Origin of the sequence: Qiania dongpingensis (genome assembly GCF_014337195.1) — a bacterium.
GTDB lineage: Bacteria > Bacillota > Clostridia > Lachnospirales > Lachnospiraceae > Lientehia > Lientehia dongpingensis.
In genome coordinates, this window is record NZ_CP060634.1 from 1,537,805 (window position 1) to 1,553,601 (window position 15,797).

16 protein-coding genes are annotated in these 15,797 nt (G+C 51.5%); all 16 read right to left on the reverse strand.

The window, feature by feature from the left end; genetic code table 11:
• Positions 1–19: 19 nt before the first annotated feature.
• The 16 genes from greA to H9Q78_RS07305 all read right to left on the reverse strand — a co-directional run bounded on the left by greA (position 20) and on the right by H9Q78_RS07305 (position 15,789).
• On the reverse strand, positions 20–505 hold the full coding sequence (gene greA, locus H9Q78_RS07230; protein WP_147596229.1) for a transcription elongation factor GreA: 486 nt from the start codon (positions 503–505) through the stop codon (positions 20–22).
• Between the two features lie 245 nt (positions 506–750).
• Positions 751–1,728, reverse strand: coding sequence for a tRNA dihydrouridine synthase DusB (dusB, locus tag H9Q78_RS07235; protein ID WP_249304669.1), 978 nt, complete (start codon positions 1,726–1,728; stop codon positions 751–753).
• Between the two features lie 30 nt (positions 1,729–1,758).
• The gene (locus tag H9Q78_RS07240; protein WP_249304671.1) at positions 1,759–2,076 is read right to left on the reverse strand and encodes a DUF6145 family protein; all 318 of its coding nucleotides are present in this window, start codon (positions 2,074–2,076) and stop codon (positions 1,759–1,761) included.
• A gap of 1 nt (position 2,077) precedes the next feature.
• Complete coding sequence (locus tag H9Q78_RS07245) at positions 2,078–3,067, reverse strand: biotin--[acetyl-CoA-carboxylase] ligase (RefSeq protein WP_249304675.1); 990 nt, start codon at positions 3,065–3,067, stop codon at positions 2,078–2,080.
• Positions 3,068–3,071: 4 nt separating this feature from the next.
• Positions 3,072–3,383, reverse strand: coding sequence for a DUF6637 family protein (locus tag H9Q78_RS07250; protein WP_249304677.1), 312 nt, complete (start codon positions 3,381–3,383; stop codon positions 3,072–3,074).
• A gap of 5 nt (positions 3,384–3,388) precedes the next feature.
• Positions 3,389–4,336 (reverse strand): ornithine carbamoyltransferase, encoded by a 948-nt coding sequence (gene argF / locus H9Q78_RS07255; RefSeq protein ID WP_334298676.1) that lies wholly within the window; start codon positions 4,334–4,336, stop codon positions 3,389–3,391.
• Positions 4,337–4,435: 99 nt separating this feature from the next.
• Complete coding sequence (locus H9Q78_RS07260) at positions 4,436–5,374, reverse strand: SPFH domain-containing protein (protein WP_408635201.1); 939 nt, start codon at positions 5,372–5,374, stop codon at positions 4,436–4,438.
• 39 nt (positions 5,375–5,413) lie between these two features.
• Positions 5,414–5,845, reverse strand: coding sequence for an NfeD family protein (locus H9Q78_RS07265; RefSeq protein ID WP_147596233.1), 432 nt, complete (start codon positions 5,843–5,845; stop codon positions 5,414–5,416).
• Between the two features lie 174 nt (positions 5,846–6,019).
• Positions 6,020–7,543, reverse strand: coding sequence for an SH3 domain-containing protein (locus H9Q78_RS07270; RefSeq protein WP_249300560.1), 1,524 nt, complete (start codon positions 7,541–7,543; stop codon positions 6,020–6,022).
• Positions 7,544–7,888: 345 nt separating this feature from the next.
• A complete protein-coding gene (locus H9Q78_RS07275) occupies positions 7,889–8,680 on the reverse strand; it encodes a TrmH family RNA methyltransferase (protein WP_249300562.1) in 792 nt (263 codons plus the stop codon).
• Entirely contained in the window at positions 8,677–9,327 is a 651-nt protein-coding gene (locus H9Q78_RS07280) for a potassium channel family protein (RefSeq protein WP_147596236.1), read from the reverse strand. The genes H9Q78_RS07275 and H9Q78_RS07280 overlap by 4 nt, the downstream gene beginning before the upstream one ends.
• A 102-nt stretch (positions 9,328–9,429) precedes the next feature.
• Complete coding sequence (locus H9Q78_RS07285; protein ID WP_249300564.1) at positions 9,430–10,812, reverse strand: TrkH family potassium uptake protein; 1,383 nt, start codon at positions 10,810–10,812, stop codon at positions 9,430–9,432.
• A gap of 12 nt (positions 10,813–10,824) precedes the next feature.
• Positions 10,825–11,349, reverse strand: coding sequence for an adenine phosphoribosyltransferase (locus H9Q78_RS07290; protein WP_249300566.1), 525 nt, complete (start codon positions 11,347–11,349; stop codon positions 10,825–10,827).
• 145 nt (positions 11,350–11,494) lie between these two features.
• A complete protein-coding gene (locus H9Q78_RS07295) occupies positions 11,495–13,252 on the reverse strand; it encodes a single-stranded-DNA-specific exonuclease RecJ (protein ID WP_249300568.1) in 1,758 nt (585 codons plus the stop codon).
• Positions 13,253–13,370: 118 nt separating this feature from the next.
• Positions 13,371–14,606, reverse strand: a complete 1,236-nt coding sequence (locus tag H9Q78_RS07300) for a DUF1015 domain-containing protein (RefSeq protein WP_249300570.1) — start codon at positions 14,604–14,606, stop codon at positions 13,371–13,373.
• Between the two features lie 10 nt (positions 14,607–14,616).
• Entirely contained in the window at positions 14,617–15,789 is a 1,173-nt protein-coding gene (locus H9Q78_RS07305; RefSeq protein WP_249300571.1) for a phosphoglycerate dehydrogenase, read from the reverse strand.
• Positions 15,790–15,797 lie beyond the last annotated feature (8 nt).

The window sequence follows — 15,797 nt, forward strand, 5'->3', positions numbered from 1 at the left end:
TCCCTCTTTTGCTGTTATTCTAAGAAACGCGTTTGATATCAAGGACTTTGTACTCAATCTCTCCCGCCTGGGTTTCCACCACTACAGTCTCTCCCACGCGTTTACCGATCAGAGCCTTTCCCACCGGCGACTCGTTGGATATCTTATTCTGAAGGCTGTTCGCTTCCGTGGATCCCACAATCCGGAAATCCATTTCCTCCTCGTATTCCACGTCATATACCTTTACTTCACAGCCGACGCTGATCTTATCCAGCTCTACTTCATCTTCGACGACTACTTCCGCGTTTTTAAGAAGCTTTTCCAGCTCCTCGATCCGCAGCTCGATATCTCTCTGCTCGTCCTTTGCCGCGTCATATTCCGCATTTTCAGACAAATCGCCCTGCTCTCTTGCCTCTTTGATCTTCTGTGCGACCTCTTTCCGTTTTACCAGCTTCAGTTCCGCCAGCTCATCTTCGTATCTCTTTAAGCCGGCATAAGTAAGAATGTTCTTTTTTGTGTCTGCCATACTGCTATCTTTCCCTTCCTAGATCCTTTTTCTATTTTTCCGCCCGGCACTTCCCCTGTACACCCTGCTCCATACAAAGGCTCCGGATACCGTTCAAAACTCCCGGCTCCAGCCGGCACGTTATATTATATGACATCCGCGCCAATACATGCGGTCCTGCGCGTTTTTACATTCAAGGTATTATATCCCAAAGCTACCGCATTGTCAACATTTCTGGAGCTTTGCAGGCGGTTTTTCCACAAATATCACAGTTCCAGACGCTCCTTCACAAGCGTCTCCAGTTCTGTGAGTGTCTCCACATGGTTTACGGCCTCCCTCAAAGACGCGGAATGGGGGCAGCCTGCCGTATACCACGCGGTATGCTTCCTCATCTCCCGGATTCCCATACTCTCTCCTTTGAATTCAACCTGCATCCTGGAATGTCTGAGGATCATCTCCCGTATCTCCAAGCTATCCGGCCTTTCCCGTTTGTTCCCAGTCAGCAGATACTCTTTTATCTCCCGGAAAATCCATGGGTTTCCCCTGGCTCCTCTGGCGACCATGACTCCGTCGCAGCCCGTCTGCTCCATCATCGAAGCCGCATCTTCGGCAGTAAAGATGTCTCCGTTCCCGATGACCGGGACCGATACCGCTTCTTTCACCTTTTGTATGATTTCCCAGTCCGCTTTTCCGGAATAATACTGTTCTCTCGTCCTTCCATGCACCGCAATGGCAGCCACACCGGCATCCTCTGCAATCTTCGCGATTTCCACGGCGTTGACAGAATCCTCTGCAAACCCCTTTCTGATTTTAACAGTCACCGGCTTCTTCACCGCTTTTACCATTGCCTTCAAGATCCGGCCGGCCAGCTCCGGCTCTTTCATCAGAGCCGAACCCTCATGATTGTTCACCACCTTCGGAACCGGGCATCCCATATTAAAATCAATGATGTCATACGGGCCAGGCTCCAAAAGAGCCGCGATCTCCGCCAAAAGCTCCGGCTCTGATCCAAATAGCTGCAGGGAAACCGGGCGCTCTTCATTTCTTACGGAAAGAAGCATGGCGCTGTTCTTATTCTTATAATGGACTGCTTTGGCGCTGACCATTTCCGTACATACCAGTCCGCATCCCTGTTCCTTGCAAAGCGCACGAAATGGCAGGTCTGTCACGCCTGCCATCGGCGCCAGCACTACCGGAGCGTCCAATTCTACGCTGCCGATCGCCAGCTTTTTTTTCTGATCCATCTATGCTCCTGTCTAAACGAATACTTTTTCTCAGTTCAAATAAAAGGTCCTGTAAAACAGCTCCAGAGACTCCAAAAGCTCGCCTTTTTCCCTTTGGATCTGCTTGATCTTCAGCACGCTGCCAATCTCATCAAAAAGATAATCGGTCTCCTCATTCTCCACCCGCAGTTCCAGGTTCCCCTCCCCGTCAAACTCCAGGGTCAGAATACCGCCCACGTCCTCCACATAAAGTACGCAGAGAATCTTAAGCTCATCCCGGATGTTCTCCGGCAGCATGGAGAATTCATCATTAAAGTAATATTTCTGTGTGTAGGAATTCGCCCCGCACAGCACTTTTTTCTCATCCATATTACACATACCCATAGACGCCGCGGACAGAAACCTCACCAGAATCCACCGCTCTCAGGCCCTCGTCTCCGCTTCCTGTTTGTTCGATCAATAGCCGTCCATTCCTGTCGATTCCTCTCGCGACGCCCCGCCACTCTCCTTTGGGATCCAGCACGCACACTTCCTTTCCTCTGTTAAGAAGATGCGCTTCATATTTCTCCCTGAGAGAAGACAGGTCGGCATTCTCCAAGAACTTGTCATAATATAATTCAAAGGCGTTCCAGACCTCGGCGATTACCGCCGCCCGGCTGACCTTTTCCCCCAGCTCGAGAGATAAAGAGGTTGCTTTTTCCCTGATATCCGGCGGAAATTCCTCCATGTTCGCATTGATCCCGATGCCCACCACCACATGGTTGATGTAATCCGGCTCCGCGCTCATTTCCGTCAGAATTCCGCAGATCTTCTTTCCATTCACCACGATATCGTTCGGCCACTTGATTCCCGCCTCCAAGCCGGTGACAGAACGCACGCCCTCCGCCACAGCCATAGCCGCCACCAGCGTGAGCATCGATGCCTGAGAAGGAGGGAATTCCGGCTTCATGATCAGCGTCATCCAGATCCCGCTTTTTTCCGGCGAGGACCAGGAACGCCCTCTGCGCCCTTTTCCCGCCTCCTGGTTCTCCGCAACGACCAGCGTTCCATGAGACGCGCCGGCTTCTGCCATACGCTTTGCTTCGTTATTGGTAGAATCTGTCCTTTCCAGAAATACGGTTGGATGTCCTGCCCAGCCTGTATGGAGACGCGAGGCCACTTCTCCCTCTGTGACCAGATCCGGCACTTCTAAAAGGCGGTAGCCTTTATTCTGTACCGCCTCGATGACATATCCTTCTTCCTTCAGCTGTCCGATGACCTTCCAGACAGCGGTGCGGGAGACGGAGAGCTTCCGGCAGATGTCCTGCCCGGATACATAGCCCTCCTGCTCCCGCAAAAGCTGCAATATTCTAGCTTTCAAATCCTTACCTCCAAAGACATACGGCGCTTACCACTGCAAATATCAGCAGGATGCCGGCCGCCGCGCACAGGCATATACCAACTGCCTTCCGTTTTCCGCTTTTCTTTCCATATCCTCCTGCCAGCCGCGGTATGGCACATAATATCTGGAAAACCGCCGCCAGCAGAAAAATAACAGGAAACATCTGTGCATATTCTTCCGGATTCAGGAATACGAACACTCCCAGTCCAATAACAGCAAGTCCTGATACCACGGACAATATATCAAAGACGGTCTGCTTTGTATATGGATTTTTTTTCGTCCTGTTCACATACATGAAACTCAGTCTCCCAAAGTCGCCACCATCACAGCCTTGATGGTGTGCATACGGTTCTCCGCTTCGTCAAATACCACGGATCTCTCCGACTCAAACACTTCCTCCGTCACTTCATTTCCCTTTACCGCGGGCAGACAATGCATAAATACCGTACTGTCTTTTCCTGTGCTCTCCATCAGAGCCTTGTTGACCTGATAAGGCTTCAGAAGAGCCATACGTTCCGCGGCTTTGTCCTCTTCGCCCATGGAGCACCATACATCCGTATATATCACATCGGCATCCTTTACAGCCGCCACATCGTCTGTGACTGTCAGAGTACTGCCGGCTTCCGCGGCATATCCCCTGCAGACCTCAACCAACTCTTCCTCCGGCCACAGAGCCTTAGGAGCGATGATCGTACAGTTGACGCCCATTTTCCCGCATCCGACCATCAGGCTGTTGGACATATTATTCCTGCCGTCACCGATAAATACAAAATTCAGGCCTTTCAGATGGCCAAAACACTCCTGCATCGTCAAAAAATCCGCCAGGATCTGAGTAGGATGATAATCGTCCGTCAGGCCGTTCCATACCACTACGCCTGAATACTTTGCAAGCGCTTCCACATTGGTATGCAAAAAGCCGCGGAATTCAATCCCGTCGAACATCCGGCCGAGCACACGGGCTGTGTCCTCCACACTTTCCTTCTTGCCCAGCTGGATATCGCCTTTTCCCAGGTATTCGGGAAATCCGCCCTCATCGTTGCAGGCAACGGTAAACGCACACCGGGTCCTGGTGGAAGGTTTCTCAAAAATCAGAGCTATGTTCTTCCCTTTCAGGCTGCTGCCCGTGATCCCCTGCTTTTTCTTCGCTTTCAAATCGGCCGCCAGGTCCAAAAAATTCTGGATCTCCTCCGGCGTAAAATCCTTCAGTGTCAGAAAGTTCCTTCCCTTCAGGCTGTCCATAATCTTCATCGTACCATCCTCCGCATATTATGTATTTTCTAATGCATCCGGCATATCTTCGGATGCAGAGAGCCCGGCAAGCCGGACTCTCTATCATTTCACAAAATGTTAATCCTTCACTACCTCAACGAGGCTCTTCAGGCCGCCGGCAATCCCCTGGATCTCTGACGGGATGATGATTTTCGTTGCCTGACCGTCCGCCGCCTTTGCAAAAGCTTCCAGACTCTTAAGCTGGAGCACCGCATTGTCCGCGCCCGCTTCTTTGATCAAGCGGATACCGTCTGCGGTGGCCTCCTGCACTTTGATGATAGCCTGTGCCTGGCCTTCTGCTTCCCGGATCGTAGCTTCCTTTTTGGCCTCTGCTCTCAGAATAGCCGCCTGCTTTTCGGCCTCTGCATCCAGGATCGCCGACTCCTTCTTTCCTTCTGCGACCAAAATCGTAGACTTCTTTTCGCCTTCTGCCTGCAGAATCTTTTCACGGCGCTCACGCTCCGCTTTCATCTGCTTCTCCATGGAATCCTGTATCTCCCTGGGAGGAATGATATTCTTAAGCTCCACACGGTTCACCTTGATTCCCCAGGGATCGGTGGCCACGTCCAGCTGTGTGCGCATCTTGGTATTGATGAGTTCTCTGGAAGTGAGCGTCTGGTCCAATTCCAAATCGCCGATGATATTACGCAGAGTGGTGGCGGTCAGATTCTCAATCGCCATAAGCGGATTCTCCACCCCGTATGCGTAAAGCTTCGGATCTGTGATCTGAAAAAATACCACTGTATCTATCTGCATGGTTACGTTATCTTTGGTGATCACGGGCTGAGGCTTAAAATCAATGACCTGTTCCTTCAGGTTCACGCGCTTCGCGACCCGGTCTATAAACGGCGCTTTCAAATGGAGTCCCACGGACCAGGTGGTCTTATATCCGCCCAGACGTTCCAGGACCACAGCCCTGGCCTGGGGCACGATCTTAATACAGGACGAAAGAATCAATAAAATCAAGACTGCCAGTATGGCGACAGCTATCACCGCGCTCACATTAATGCTTCCCATCAAAAAATTCACACTCATATTCTCATATCCTCCGTTCCATCAGCTCTGCTTTCTCACAATCAGCTTCACTCCTCTGACTGCCTCTACCACTGCCATATCTCCCGGTTCCAGGATCTGTCCGTCATCCGAGGACCGCGCCGACCACGGCTGGCCTGACAGTACGGCTTCCCCCGTTCCTTCTTTGTTGTCGATCCGCTCGGTAACGCGGGCTTCTTTGCCGATAAGCCCTTCTACATTTGTCTTTTCCGTTCCTTTGTTGATGTACCGCTTGGCAAACGGCCTGGTAACAAAAAGAAGGATCAGGGAAACTACAACAAATAGAATCGCCTGAATCTCCAGCCCAGCTCCCGCCACACACGCGATGAATGCCACCAGGGCACCGCCGGCGAACCAGATAGTCGTAAGCCCCATGGTAAGCGCTTCGATCACCAACAGGACAACAATGCCGATGAGCCAATATATCGCCGTCATATCATGCACCCCTTTCTTTTAAATTCCTTCCAGACGCCGTCTCGCGTCTTTTATCATTCTACCCCATTTTCCCATTTATTACAAGGCAGTGGGAGCAATTTCCTGCATAAGATGGGGCAAAAAGGCCGGTGCAGAAACACCGGCCTTTCTCAGTAACTGTCTCTTTATTCAGTTTTATCGTTTTACCCACACCTGTCTGTAGCGTACGCCCCAGCTTCCTGCGTGGGAATGCTCTGATACGAACAAGTCGATCTGATAAGGGTTGCTGTTGGCAAAACCGCCTGTATCCTCGGCCACATAAACGCCGTCCAGTCCTTCTATCCTGACCTGGGTCCCATAAGGGATGATCCAGGGAGCTACGGCAATGGTACGCCCTTCTGAAGGTGATGCTCCGGACGCGGTGGTCCCTGCCCATTTTCCATTGCAGCATGCGCCGCCGCAGTACGCAGTGATCTTAAACTCACCCATCGCGACCCATCCGGAATCAGACTGAGCCGGAGCCGCCGCTTCTTCCTTCTTGGGGGCTGTTTTCTCAGCCGCTTTGGCTTCTTTTGCCGCTTCAGCTTCTGCCGCCGCCTTGGCTTCTTCTGCTGCCTTAGCCTCTGCCGCCGCTTTGGCTTCTTCTTCCGCCTTTATCTCTTCCATGGATTTGGCCTGGCCCAGATTGAACGCGGTAGTCACGTAGTCTGCGCAGACATATCCTTCTTCGCCGTCCCCATAAAGGATCTTGACCCATTTAAGTTCAGGGGCCTCCTGCTGGGAAGCCGCATTTTCATTGTCCGCATCTGCGGCATTCTGAGACTGAGTCTCTTCCGGCTGTCCGGCTGTCTCTGCCGTTTCAGGCTGCTCTGCTGCGCCCGCATTTTCTGTATCGGTATTTTCTTCTGCCGTATTTACTTCCTCCGGCACCACCTGATAAGTCTCATTGGCGTTCACCACGCCGATCCAGGTAGAATCCACAGAAGCTCCCGCTCTGACGCGCACGCCCTCTTCCGTCACAGTAGCCAGCTGTTCCAGCGCCTCCTGTGCAAAGCTCTGCGCCGCTTCACCGGATACCACAAACTCATTGTGTACCCAGCCTTCTACGCCGCCGGACGAAATTCTGGTCCATTCGCCGTTGTTTTCCAGCATATCCCCGGCGCTTCCCTCGTAAAGGCGTCCGATGATCTCGCTCTCTTCAGAGGGCTCCTGTCTGATATTCAGATAGGTGTCCACCGTTGTGACTACTTTGTTCTCCAGCTCCGGAGCTATAGCTGACACTGCATCCCCGGTCTGTGCTGCCGCCTGTGTATTCCCCGCGGCTGACTGTGCTCCATCCGCTGGATTTTCCTGCGGCTGGACTGCCGACTGCCCGAAAGCTTTCACGGTCTGTTCACTCTGGACTGCCGTCTCATAATCAGCAGCACCGCTTTTCACAGATACGCCGGCGATTCTGACCACTGCCGTTTCCGGCGCAGTGTCAGAGCTGCCCTTCTCTGTACTCTTTATCGCTGTCTTTACAATTTCTCTAGTATGCTCTTCTTTTGAGGTGTTCCTGATGTCTTGCTTCCCGTTTCCGGAATCCTGGCTTACCTCTGCCGCTGCCACAGTCAAAGCTTCTTTCGCGGCCGTACTGCCTCTGTCTCCGGGAGAAGTCAGAGTACAAAGCAATGCACCGATAACAAAGCATGAAACGATGCTTTTCTTCTTGGTTAACATTGTATACCTCCTTGTTTCCTGCTGCAGCAATCCGAACTCCATCTTCTCAATTATTAAGCCGATGTTCCAATTGTTACAACTTTGTTACACCGTCATGATATCACTGTCTTTCTGATTTGTCAACCATTTCCCACTTTATGCTCTTTTCGAGTCCATCCAGGGGTACCCTCCACCACTTTACTCCCATTTCCATTTAGTTCTTAATTTTCGACAAGAATTCCTTCATAAAAATGTAAAGAAATTATTACATTATCACCTATATGTAGAAAGCCGTATCGGCCTGCTACACATCATATTGTGTTTGCAGGCCGATACGGCACATATGGATTTTTTCGTATCATTTCTCTATATTCCGACTGATTCTGCGCGCCTTTGGCGGGCCGTTTCATACATAAAAATTGATGCTGCGACTGCCGCATTTAAGGATTCCACAGAGCCCTTCATGGGAATTTTCACCAGAAAATCCGCTGCAGCAGAAATACGATCGCTGAGGCCTGTGGCTTCATTCCCGATCAGAAACGCGGTGGGCTTCCGGAAATCTGCAGCCTCATAATTTATGCTGCCCTCGAGATGCGCTGCATAGGATGAAATTCCGTGCTTCCGGCATTGCTCCAGGACGGTCCCCAGATCTTCTGCTGTTACAAAGGGCACGCGGTATATGGAACCCATGGTAGAGCGGATGACTTTTGGATTATAAATGTCCACCGTCTCCCGGCTCATGATCACGCCGCTCACTCCGGCCCCCTCCCCCGCCCGGAGGATGGTTCCAAGATTCCCCGGATCCTGGAGGTTCTCCAGCACCAGAAGAAGAGCATCCTTTTTTGTATAAAATGCTTCCTCCTGCCAGTCCAAAGCTTTTACTACGGCCAGAACCCCCTGGGGAGTCTGTGTATCCGTCATGGCCCGGAACGCCTGGTCGGACACCTCCGTGAAAGGAATTCCGTCCAGCTTTTCCAGGCCGCCCTGTTTTAAGAAAGAATCCGAGGCATAGACTGCCTCAAGGCGTTCTTCAGGGGCCTCCAGCACCATCCGGATACCTTCTACCACAAAACTGCCCTGCTCCTTCCGATACCTCGCTTTTTTCTGGAGCGCTGCCACATGCTTTATCTGTCCGTTGGAGCTGCTCTCTATCCTCATAGCAGTTCCCGTTCCAAATCTTTATTGCTTCCAATTATGATAAACGTTTCATGTCCCTGGAGGATTCTGTCGGGATCCACAATGAGGACAATGTCCTCCATTTCACCCTTTCTTGCAATGATATTGATCCCCCGGTTCCGAAGGTCCAGCTGCCGGAGAGTTTTGCCGACCCAGCTCTGCGGCACCTCAATCTCCACCATGCTGAACTTTTTGGACAGTTCAATGGTGTCAATGAAATTCCCGGATGCCAGATTCCGGCCCAAACGAATGCCCATGGCCTTTTCCGGAAAAATCACCTGATCGGCCCCGACCTTCTTGAGCACTGTGGCATGGATATCACTGTTGGCCTTCGCCAGCACATACGGCACGCCGCACTCCTTGGCGCTGATGGTCGCCATGATGCTGGACTCCATATCCTCGCCGATTCCAACTATGACTCCGTCCATATTCTGGACTCCCAAAGATTTGACCACCGCCTGATCGGCCACATTGGCACAAGCAGCATGGGTGACAAATTCTGAGATTTCCTGTACTCTTGCCTCATTGCTGTCGATCGCCATCACCTGGCAGCCGTTTTCTTCCAAAGCTATGGCAATGCTGCTTCCAAATTCCCCAAGTCCAAAGACTGCGAACTCTTTTTTCGCCATGATCTACTCCTTTTACCCGTCAATTTTACTGTATTATGTTAAGAAAAATTGTTAAAAGAAACGAATCCGTTTACTTTCCCTCATTATTATTTCCTTGTAACCCTATCCGATAAGAATTCTTTCTTCCGGCAGCATCCGGTTCTGCTTTTTTCCCTTGCGTTTCAACGCCAGCGCCAGCGCCAAAGTAACAGGGCCGATACGGCCAATATACATGACGCACACCAGGATCAGCTTTCCCGCTCCGGTAAGACTGCTTGTGATCCCCCTGGTCAGACCCACGGTCCCCATGGCCGACGCCACCTCAAACAGTGTATCCTGGAATCCCAGCCCATCAGTGGCAAACAGCAGCACCGAAGCACTGAGCACCACGGTCAGCGCCAGCATCGTGACAGTCAGCGCCGTCCTGCCTGCGTCGGCAGAAATTCTACGGTCCATAAATTCTGTATCCTTTTTCCCCTGGATTGTTGACAACACCATCAGAATCAGAATGCCGACCGTCGTGGTCTTGATCCCTCCGGCCGTTCCTGCCGGAGATCCGCCTATTATCATCAGGATGATGGTGAGCAGTGTGGAGCCCTCCGTGAGTCCCGCCTGCGGAATCGTCTCAAAGCCCGCCGTCCTGGTCGTCACCGACTGGAACAAAGAAGCCATGGCCTTTTCACCGAAGTTCATATTTCCAATGGTTTTCGGATTGTTGTATTCAAACAAAAAGAAAAATAAAGCTCCGCCGAATATCAGGATGGCCGTCATGATCAGCACCAGCTTGGAATGGAGGCTCAGGCCCGCTGCAAATCCCCTTTTCTTTTCCTTCCGCTCCTTCCATGCCTTGAGGACATTCCACCAGACCACAAAGCCAAGGCCTCCGAAAATGATCAAAAGCATCGTGGTAAAATTAATGATGGGGTTTCCCGCATAGGCCCGCAGGCTGGTGTCTCCCACGATATCCATGCCCGCGTTGCAGAAAGCCGACACAGCATTAAATATGGACTTCCACAGCCCCTGAAAAAAACCGAACTCCGGGATAAAAACGATCGCATAAAGAACAGCCCCGATCCCTTCCAGGAGGAAGGTCCCTTTTGCGATCCGGATGATCAGCTTCACCAGACCGGACAAAGTGTCCATATTATAGGTCTCCTGGATCAGCATCCTGTCCTTCAGGGTAATTCTCTTCCCAATTATCACGAGAACGCACATCGCCACAGTGATGACTCCCAAACCGCCGAGCTGCGCCAGAAGCATGATGATAAACTGTCCTAAAACACTCCAGTGGCTGGCTGTCACCACTGTCACCAGACCTGTCACGCAGATACTGGTAGTCGCTGTGAACAGCGCATCGATCGGATTGGTCCAAGTCCCGTCAGCCGACGCAAAAGGAAACATCAAAAGCACTGCTCCCACCAGGATGGCCGCCGCAAATCCCAGGGCGATGATCCTGGTAGTCGTCAGGCCCCGCTTCTCTTTGGGATGAATCTCTTGTTCTACCATAGCTTCACCACATTATTTTCCTTCATAGCAAATGACACTCTCCACATTGTAGCCTTTCAGTTTTTCCCGCCCGTTAAGGCCGGCCAGCTCCATGAGGAAGCTGATCTTCACTACCTCGCCCCCCAGCTGCTCCACCAGCTTTATGATTGCCTCAATGGTCCCGCCTGTGGCGATCAGATCGTCTATGATCACTACTCTCTGGCCGGGCCTGACCGCGTCCTTGTGCATTTCTATCACGGCGCTGCCATACTCCAGATCGTATTCAAGCTCAACTGTCTCACAAGGGAGCTTTCCCTTTTTGCGTACAGGGACGAATGCTTTATGAAGGTTGTATGCGATCGGCACCCCGAAAATAAATCCTCTGGATTCCGGTCCTACGACTACATCAAAGTCCAGTCCCTCCAGAGTCTTCTGAAGTTCATCAATGGCCAGATGAAGGCCGTCTGCATCCTGCAGGATTGAAGTAACATCCCGGAAGATGATCCCTTCTTCCGGAAAATCCGGAATGCTCCTCACATACTCTTCTATTTTTTTCATATTTACCCTCCGTTCTTTTTACGCGCAGCAATAATTTGCCTTTTTAAGGACTCCTTCTTTAACCGCGCATAACCACATTATAGTCTTCCGCTTCCATATTCGCAACCGGTAAAGCCGTAAATTTTCCGTTCAGAATCCGTCCGGCTCATCCATCCGTCCGATAACTTTGGACGACCATCTGAAGGCTCCGTTTCCCCATGTATTCATTTATGTCCGGATAATAGGCTGCAGATATCACAGCCCCCTCCCGGATCTCCCTGTCCGCCTCCTCCGCTTCCCGGAAAAGAATTGCTTCAATGGGGCGGCCGGCTTCGTCGGCTAGCTGAAGCTTCAGAACATTCTTATTCCTGCCTATGAGATTCTTTTTTCTGACAGTCAGACCCTTCTGGGCAAACAGAGGCTTTTCATTCCCATTTCCGAAAGGTTCCAGAAGCCGGAATTCCTTTAAGAGCTCTTCTGTCACATAAGAAAACGGCATCGGCACATCAATCCAAATCTGTTTATCAAAATCTCTTTCTGTTAATCCGCTGCCACAGTTCAGAGCCTCTCGGAAAGGTTCCAGGTTTTCTTCTGGAAGGGACAGCCCCGCCGCCATGGGATGGCCGCCGAACGCGCTCAAAAACTTCCCGCACTCCGTCAGACGTTCATACATGGAATATCCCGGGATGCTCCGTCCGGAGCCTTTAAGACCTCCGGCGCCTTTTGTTATCACAAATACCGGATGCTGATACTTTTCCCTGATTTTCCCGGCCACGATCCCTGCGAGGCTTTCATGGCAGTCCGGCAGATAGACCACATAGACGTCATCTTGTTCCATTCCGCTTTCTTCTATCAAACGGACAGCTGCTTCCACACTCTTGACCGTCATGTCCTTCCGCCTGTCGTTCAGCTCCTTCAGCTCCCAGGCCATCTTCATGGCCTGATCCTCCTCTTCCTCCAAAAACAGTCTCAGGGATTTTTTAGCCGTATCCAGCCTTCCGCCGGCATTCAGGCACGGCCCGATAACAAACCCCAGGTGGTAGCTGCCCAGCTCCGCCGGCTGCAGTCCATTGACCTCCATCAGGGCGCGAAGCCCGGTTATCTGGCTATGGGCCATCCTTTTCAGACCTTCCTTCACTAAGATCCTGTTTTCTCCCTGAAGCGTCATCACATCACCCACCGTGGCTAAAGCCGCCGCCTCCACAAAAGGGGACAATTCCTCAGGTGGGATATCCCAGGTCTCATAAAGGGCCTGGGCCAGTTTATAGGCTATTGCCGCCCCGCATAGATTCTGGAAGGGATATCCACAGGATGACTGATGAGGGTTCACCACCGCGTCTGCCGGAGGCACAACCTCCAGACGATGCGCCGCCGAAGTATAGGAATCTCCCCCGCCGCGGTCTTCTGTCTCCTCGAAAGGGACCTCATGGTGATCCGTGATGAGCACAGTCATTCCCAGGGACTTCGCATATGCGGTCTGCGTCCACGCCGCTATTCCATTGTCACAGGTAAGGAGTGTGTCAATTCCGTCGTCATTTGCCAGCTCTATCATGTTTACGTTAATGCCATATCCGTCCTTGATTCTGTCCGGGATGTCATAATCCGCCTTCGCCCCGAGGCGTTTCAATGCTTTCACAAGGATAAAAGCAGCGCAGATCCCGTCAATGTCATAATCTCCGATGACGCGGATTCTCTTTCCGTCATGGATCTTTTTTCCCAGAATATCTACGGTCTCTTCCATATCCTTCATGAGAAAGGGAGACGGGCAGCCGGGCAGCGTACCATAAAGGTAATCCTGAATTTCATCCTCGCCCTTCACGTTCCGGTTCCGAATGATACGGGCCGTCACCTGATCAATGCCAAACCTTTCGGAAATTCCCTTAAAGTCCGCTTTTTTTGCATATACCATCCACTGTTCTTTCATTTGTCACCTCATTTGCAGCGCGCAAGTCCCTGACTCCCGGTAAACTGCAAAGGTCCCCCTGCATCCTGCAGGGGGCCTTTTTATTTTTCTGTACGAGTTTCTTCTATATAAATAGTGTTCAGCTTAATTTGTGAATAAAAATGCCGCTTCTGAGCTTCGGCTCAAACCATGTGGATTTCGGCGGCATCAGCCTCGACGCATCCGCCACCTGAAACAGCTCGGAAATGGATGTCGGATACATGGAAAAAGCCACCTTCATATCCGTATGGCACCGTCTCTCCAATTCGGAAAGTCCACGGATACCTCCGATGAAGTCAATCCTCTTATCCGTTCTTGGATCTCCGATGCCAAGGACCGGTTCAAGAAGCGTATTTTGAAGAACGGATACATCAAGATCTGCCACCGGATCCCCGCTCGGGACACGCTTCGTGGTCAGACAGTACCAGACATCGTTCAGGAACATACCGAATTCCCCTTTCCTGGAAGGGCGATACGGTTCCTTTCCCACCTCACGTACCTCACAGCAGTCCTTCACCTTCGCCATGAATTCCTGCTCGCTCAGTCCGTTAAGGTCTTTGACCACTCGGTTGTAATCCATGATCATCAGCTGTTCATCGGGAAACAGCACAGAAAGGAAGTAATTATACGGCTCATCCCCCCGATATCCGGGGTTTTCTTCTCTTCTCTTAAGGCCGACCTTTACCGCAGAAGCCGCTCTGTGATGTCCGTCTGCTATATATGTATTGGGGACCTTGGAGAATCCCTCTTCCAACGCCTTCACCTTGTCTGTCTCACCGATTCTCCAAACCGTATGGCGCACGCCGTCGGGAGCCGTGAAGTCATAAAGAGGCTTCTCCGCTTTCACTTCCTCCACCACCGCATTGATATCGGCTCTGGCCCGATAAGCCAAAAATATGGGGCCGGTCTGGGCGTCACAAGTATCCACATGGCGGATTCTGTCCACTTCTTTGTCCGCCCTGGTGTTCTCGTGTTTCTTGATGATGCCGCCCGCATAATCGTCTATGGAGGAACAGGCCACGATTCCCGTCTGCGCCCTGTCATTCATGGTCAGCTCATAGATATAATAGCACGGACTTTCCTCTTTCACAAACGTGCCGTCGGCTATCATTCCATCCAGAAGCTCTCTCGCCTTTTCGTACACACAGTCCGCATAGGTATCCACTTCATCGGAAAACTGTGTCTCTGCCCGGTCGACTTTCAAAAATGACAAGGGCTCTCTGGCCACCTCAGCTTTTGCTTCGGCCCGGTTATATACGTCATAGGGAAGCGCCGCGACTCTGGACGCCACAGAGGCCTCCGGCCTGATACATAAAAACGGTTTAACTGCTGCCATCGTTATCTCCTTATTCTGCTTTCATCACGCGGACTTTATAAACTCCGTCAATTTCCATCAAACGGTCAATCACTCTCTGGGGCACTTCCTGATCCGCGTCCATGATAGTGTACGCGACCTCTCCCTTGCTCTTATTCTGCATATCCGGAATGTTGATGCCTTCCTCTGCCAGCACGGACGCAAACTGCCCGATCATATTCGGCTTATTGATGTTAAAGACACAGAGTCTGCAGATTCCCCGGCAAGGCGGCATTTCACAGCTGGGATAATTTACGGAGTTCCGGATGGAACCGGTCTCCAGATAAGTCATCAGCTCCTTCACCGCCATCTCCGCGCAGTTTTCTTCCGATTCCACCGTCGAAGCGCCCAAATGAGGGGTCGCGATGACGCCGGGCATATGGGTGACCTTAGGATTGGGAAAGTCGGTCATGTAACGATGTACCTTCCCGCTCTTCAATGCTTCCAGCATGTCATCATCATCAACCAGCAGGTCACGGGCATAATTTAAGATTACCACACCGTCCTTCATCTTCGCCAGCGCCTCTTTGTTGATCATCGCCCTCGTGCTGTCCAGAAGCGGAACATGAAGGGTGATATAATCGCATTTTTCAAATATCTTGTTCAGGTCTGTCACATGCTTTACGAAGCAGGACAGCTGCCATGCGCCGTTTACGGAAATAAAAGGATCATAGCCATATACCTTCATCCCAAGGCCGGCCGCCGCGTTGGCCACTTCTACGCCGATGGCCCCGAGGCCGATGACGCCAAGGCGTTTGCCCTGGATCTCCGTACCAGCAAACTTTTTCTTGCTCTTCTCCATATCCTTGCAGATATTTTCGTCTTCCTTATTTTCTCTCACCCAGTCGATTCCGCCGCAGATATCCCGGGCAGCCATGAGCATACCTGCGATCACCAGCTCTTTTACCCCGTTGGCATTGGCCCCCGGAGTATTGAATACGACAATTCCCTTTTCCGTACATTTGTCCAGGGGGATGTTGTTCACACCGGCGCCGGCCCTCGCGATTGCTTCCAGGTTCTCCGGCAGCTCCATCTCATGCATGCTGGCGCTCCTCACCAGAACCGCAGACGCATCTTCTATTTTATCAGTCAGCTCATAATCCTCTGTCAAAAGCTTAAGACCATGCTCCGAGATTGGATTTAAGCAATGAATCCTTGTAGTCATGTTTTTTT

Excerpts from the sequence above, each read along its gene's own strand:
- greA (WP_147596229.1), bottom strand. The coding sequence starts at position 505 with ATGGCAGACACAAAAAAGAACATTCTTACTTATGCCGGCTTAAAGAGA.
- H9Q78_RS07250 (WP_249304677.1), bottom strand. The coding sequence starts at position 3,383 with ATGTATGTGAACAGGACGAAAAAAAATCCATATACAAAGCAGACCGTC.
- H9Q78_RS07280 (WP_147596236.1), bottom strand. The coding sequence starts at position 9,327 with ATGGCGAAAAAAGAGTTCGCAGTCTTTGGACTTGGGGAATTTGGAAGC.
- dusB (WP_249304669.1), bottom strand. The coding sequence starts at position 1,728 with ATGGATCAGAAAAAAAAGCTGGCGATCGGCAGCGTAGAATTGGACGCT.
- H9Q78_RS07305 (WP_249300571.1), bottom strand. The coding sequence starts at position 15,789 with ATGACTACAAGGATTCATTGCTTAAATCCAATCTCGGAGCATGGTCTT.
- H9Q78_RS07295 (WP_249300568.1), bottom strand. The coding sequence starts at position 13,252 with ATGAAAGAACAGTGGATGGTATATGCAAAAAAAGCGGACTTTAAGGGA.
- H9Q78_RS07265 (WP_147596233.1), bottom strand. The coding sequence starts at position 5,845 with ATGACGGCGATATATTGGCTCATCGGCATTGTTGTCCTGTTGGTGATC.
- H9Q78_RS07290 (WP_249300566.1), bottom strand. The coding sequence starts at position 11,349 with ATGAAAAAAATAGAAGAGTATGTGAGGAGCATTCCGGATTTTCCGGAA.
- H9Q78_RS07300 (WP_249300570.1), bottom strand. The coding sequence starts at position 14,606 with ATGGCAGCAGTTAAACCGTTTTTATGTATCAGGCCGGAGGCCTCTGTG.
- H9Q78_RS07275 (WP_249300562.1), bottom strand. The coding sequence starts at position 8,680 with ATGAGGATAGAGAGCAGCTCCAACGGACAGATAAAGCATGTGGCAGCG.
- H9Q78_RS07270 (WP_249300560.1), bottom strand. The coding sequence starts at position 7,543 with ATGTTAACCAAGAAGAAAAGCATCGTTTCATGCTTTGTTATCGGTGCA.
- H9Q78_RS07260 (WP_408635201.1), bottom strand. The coding sequence starts at position 5,374 with ATGGGAAGCATTAATGTGAGCGCGGTGATAGCTGTCGCCATACTGGCA.
- H9Q78_RS07240 (WP_249304671.1), bottom strand. The coding sequence starts at position 2,076 with ATGGATGAGAAAAAAGTGCTGTGCGGGGCGAATTCCTACACACAGAAA.
- H9Q78_RS07285 (WP_249300564.1), bottom strand. The coding sequence starts at position 10,812 with ATGGTAGAACAAGAGATTCATCCCAAAGAGAAGCGGGGCCTGACGACT.
- argF (WP_334298676.1), bottom strand. The coding sequence starts at position 4,336 with ATGAAGATTATGGACAGCCTGAAGGGAAGGAACTTTCTGACACTGAAG.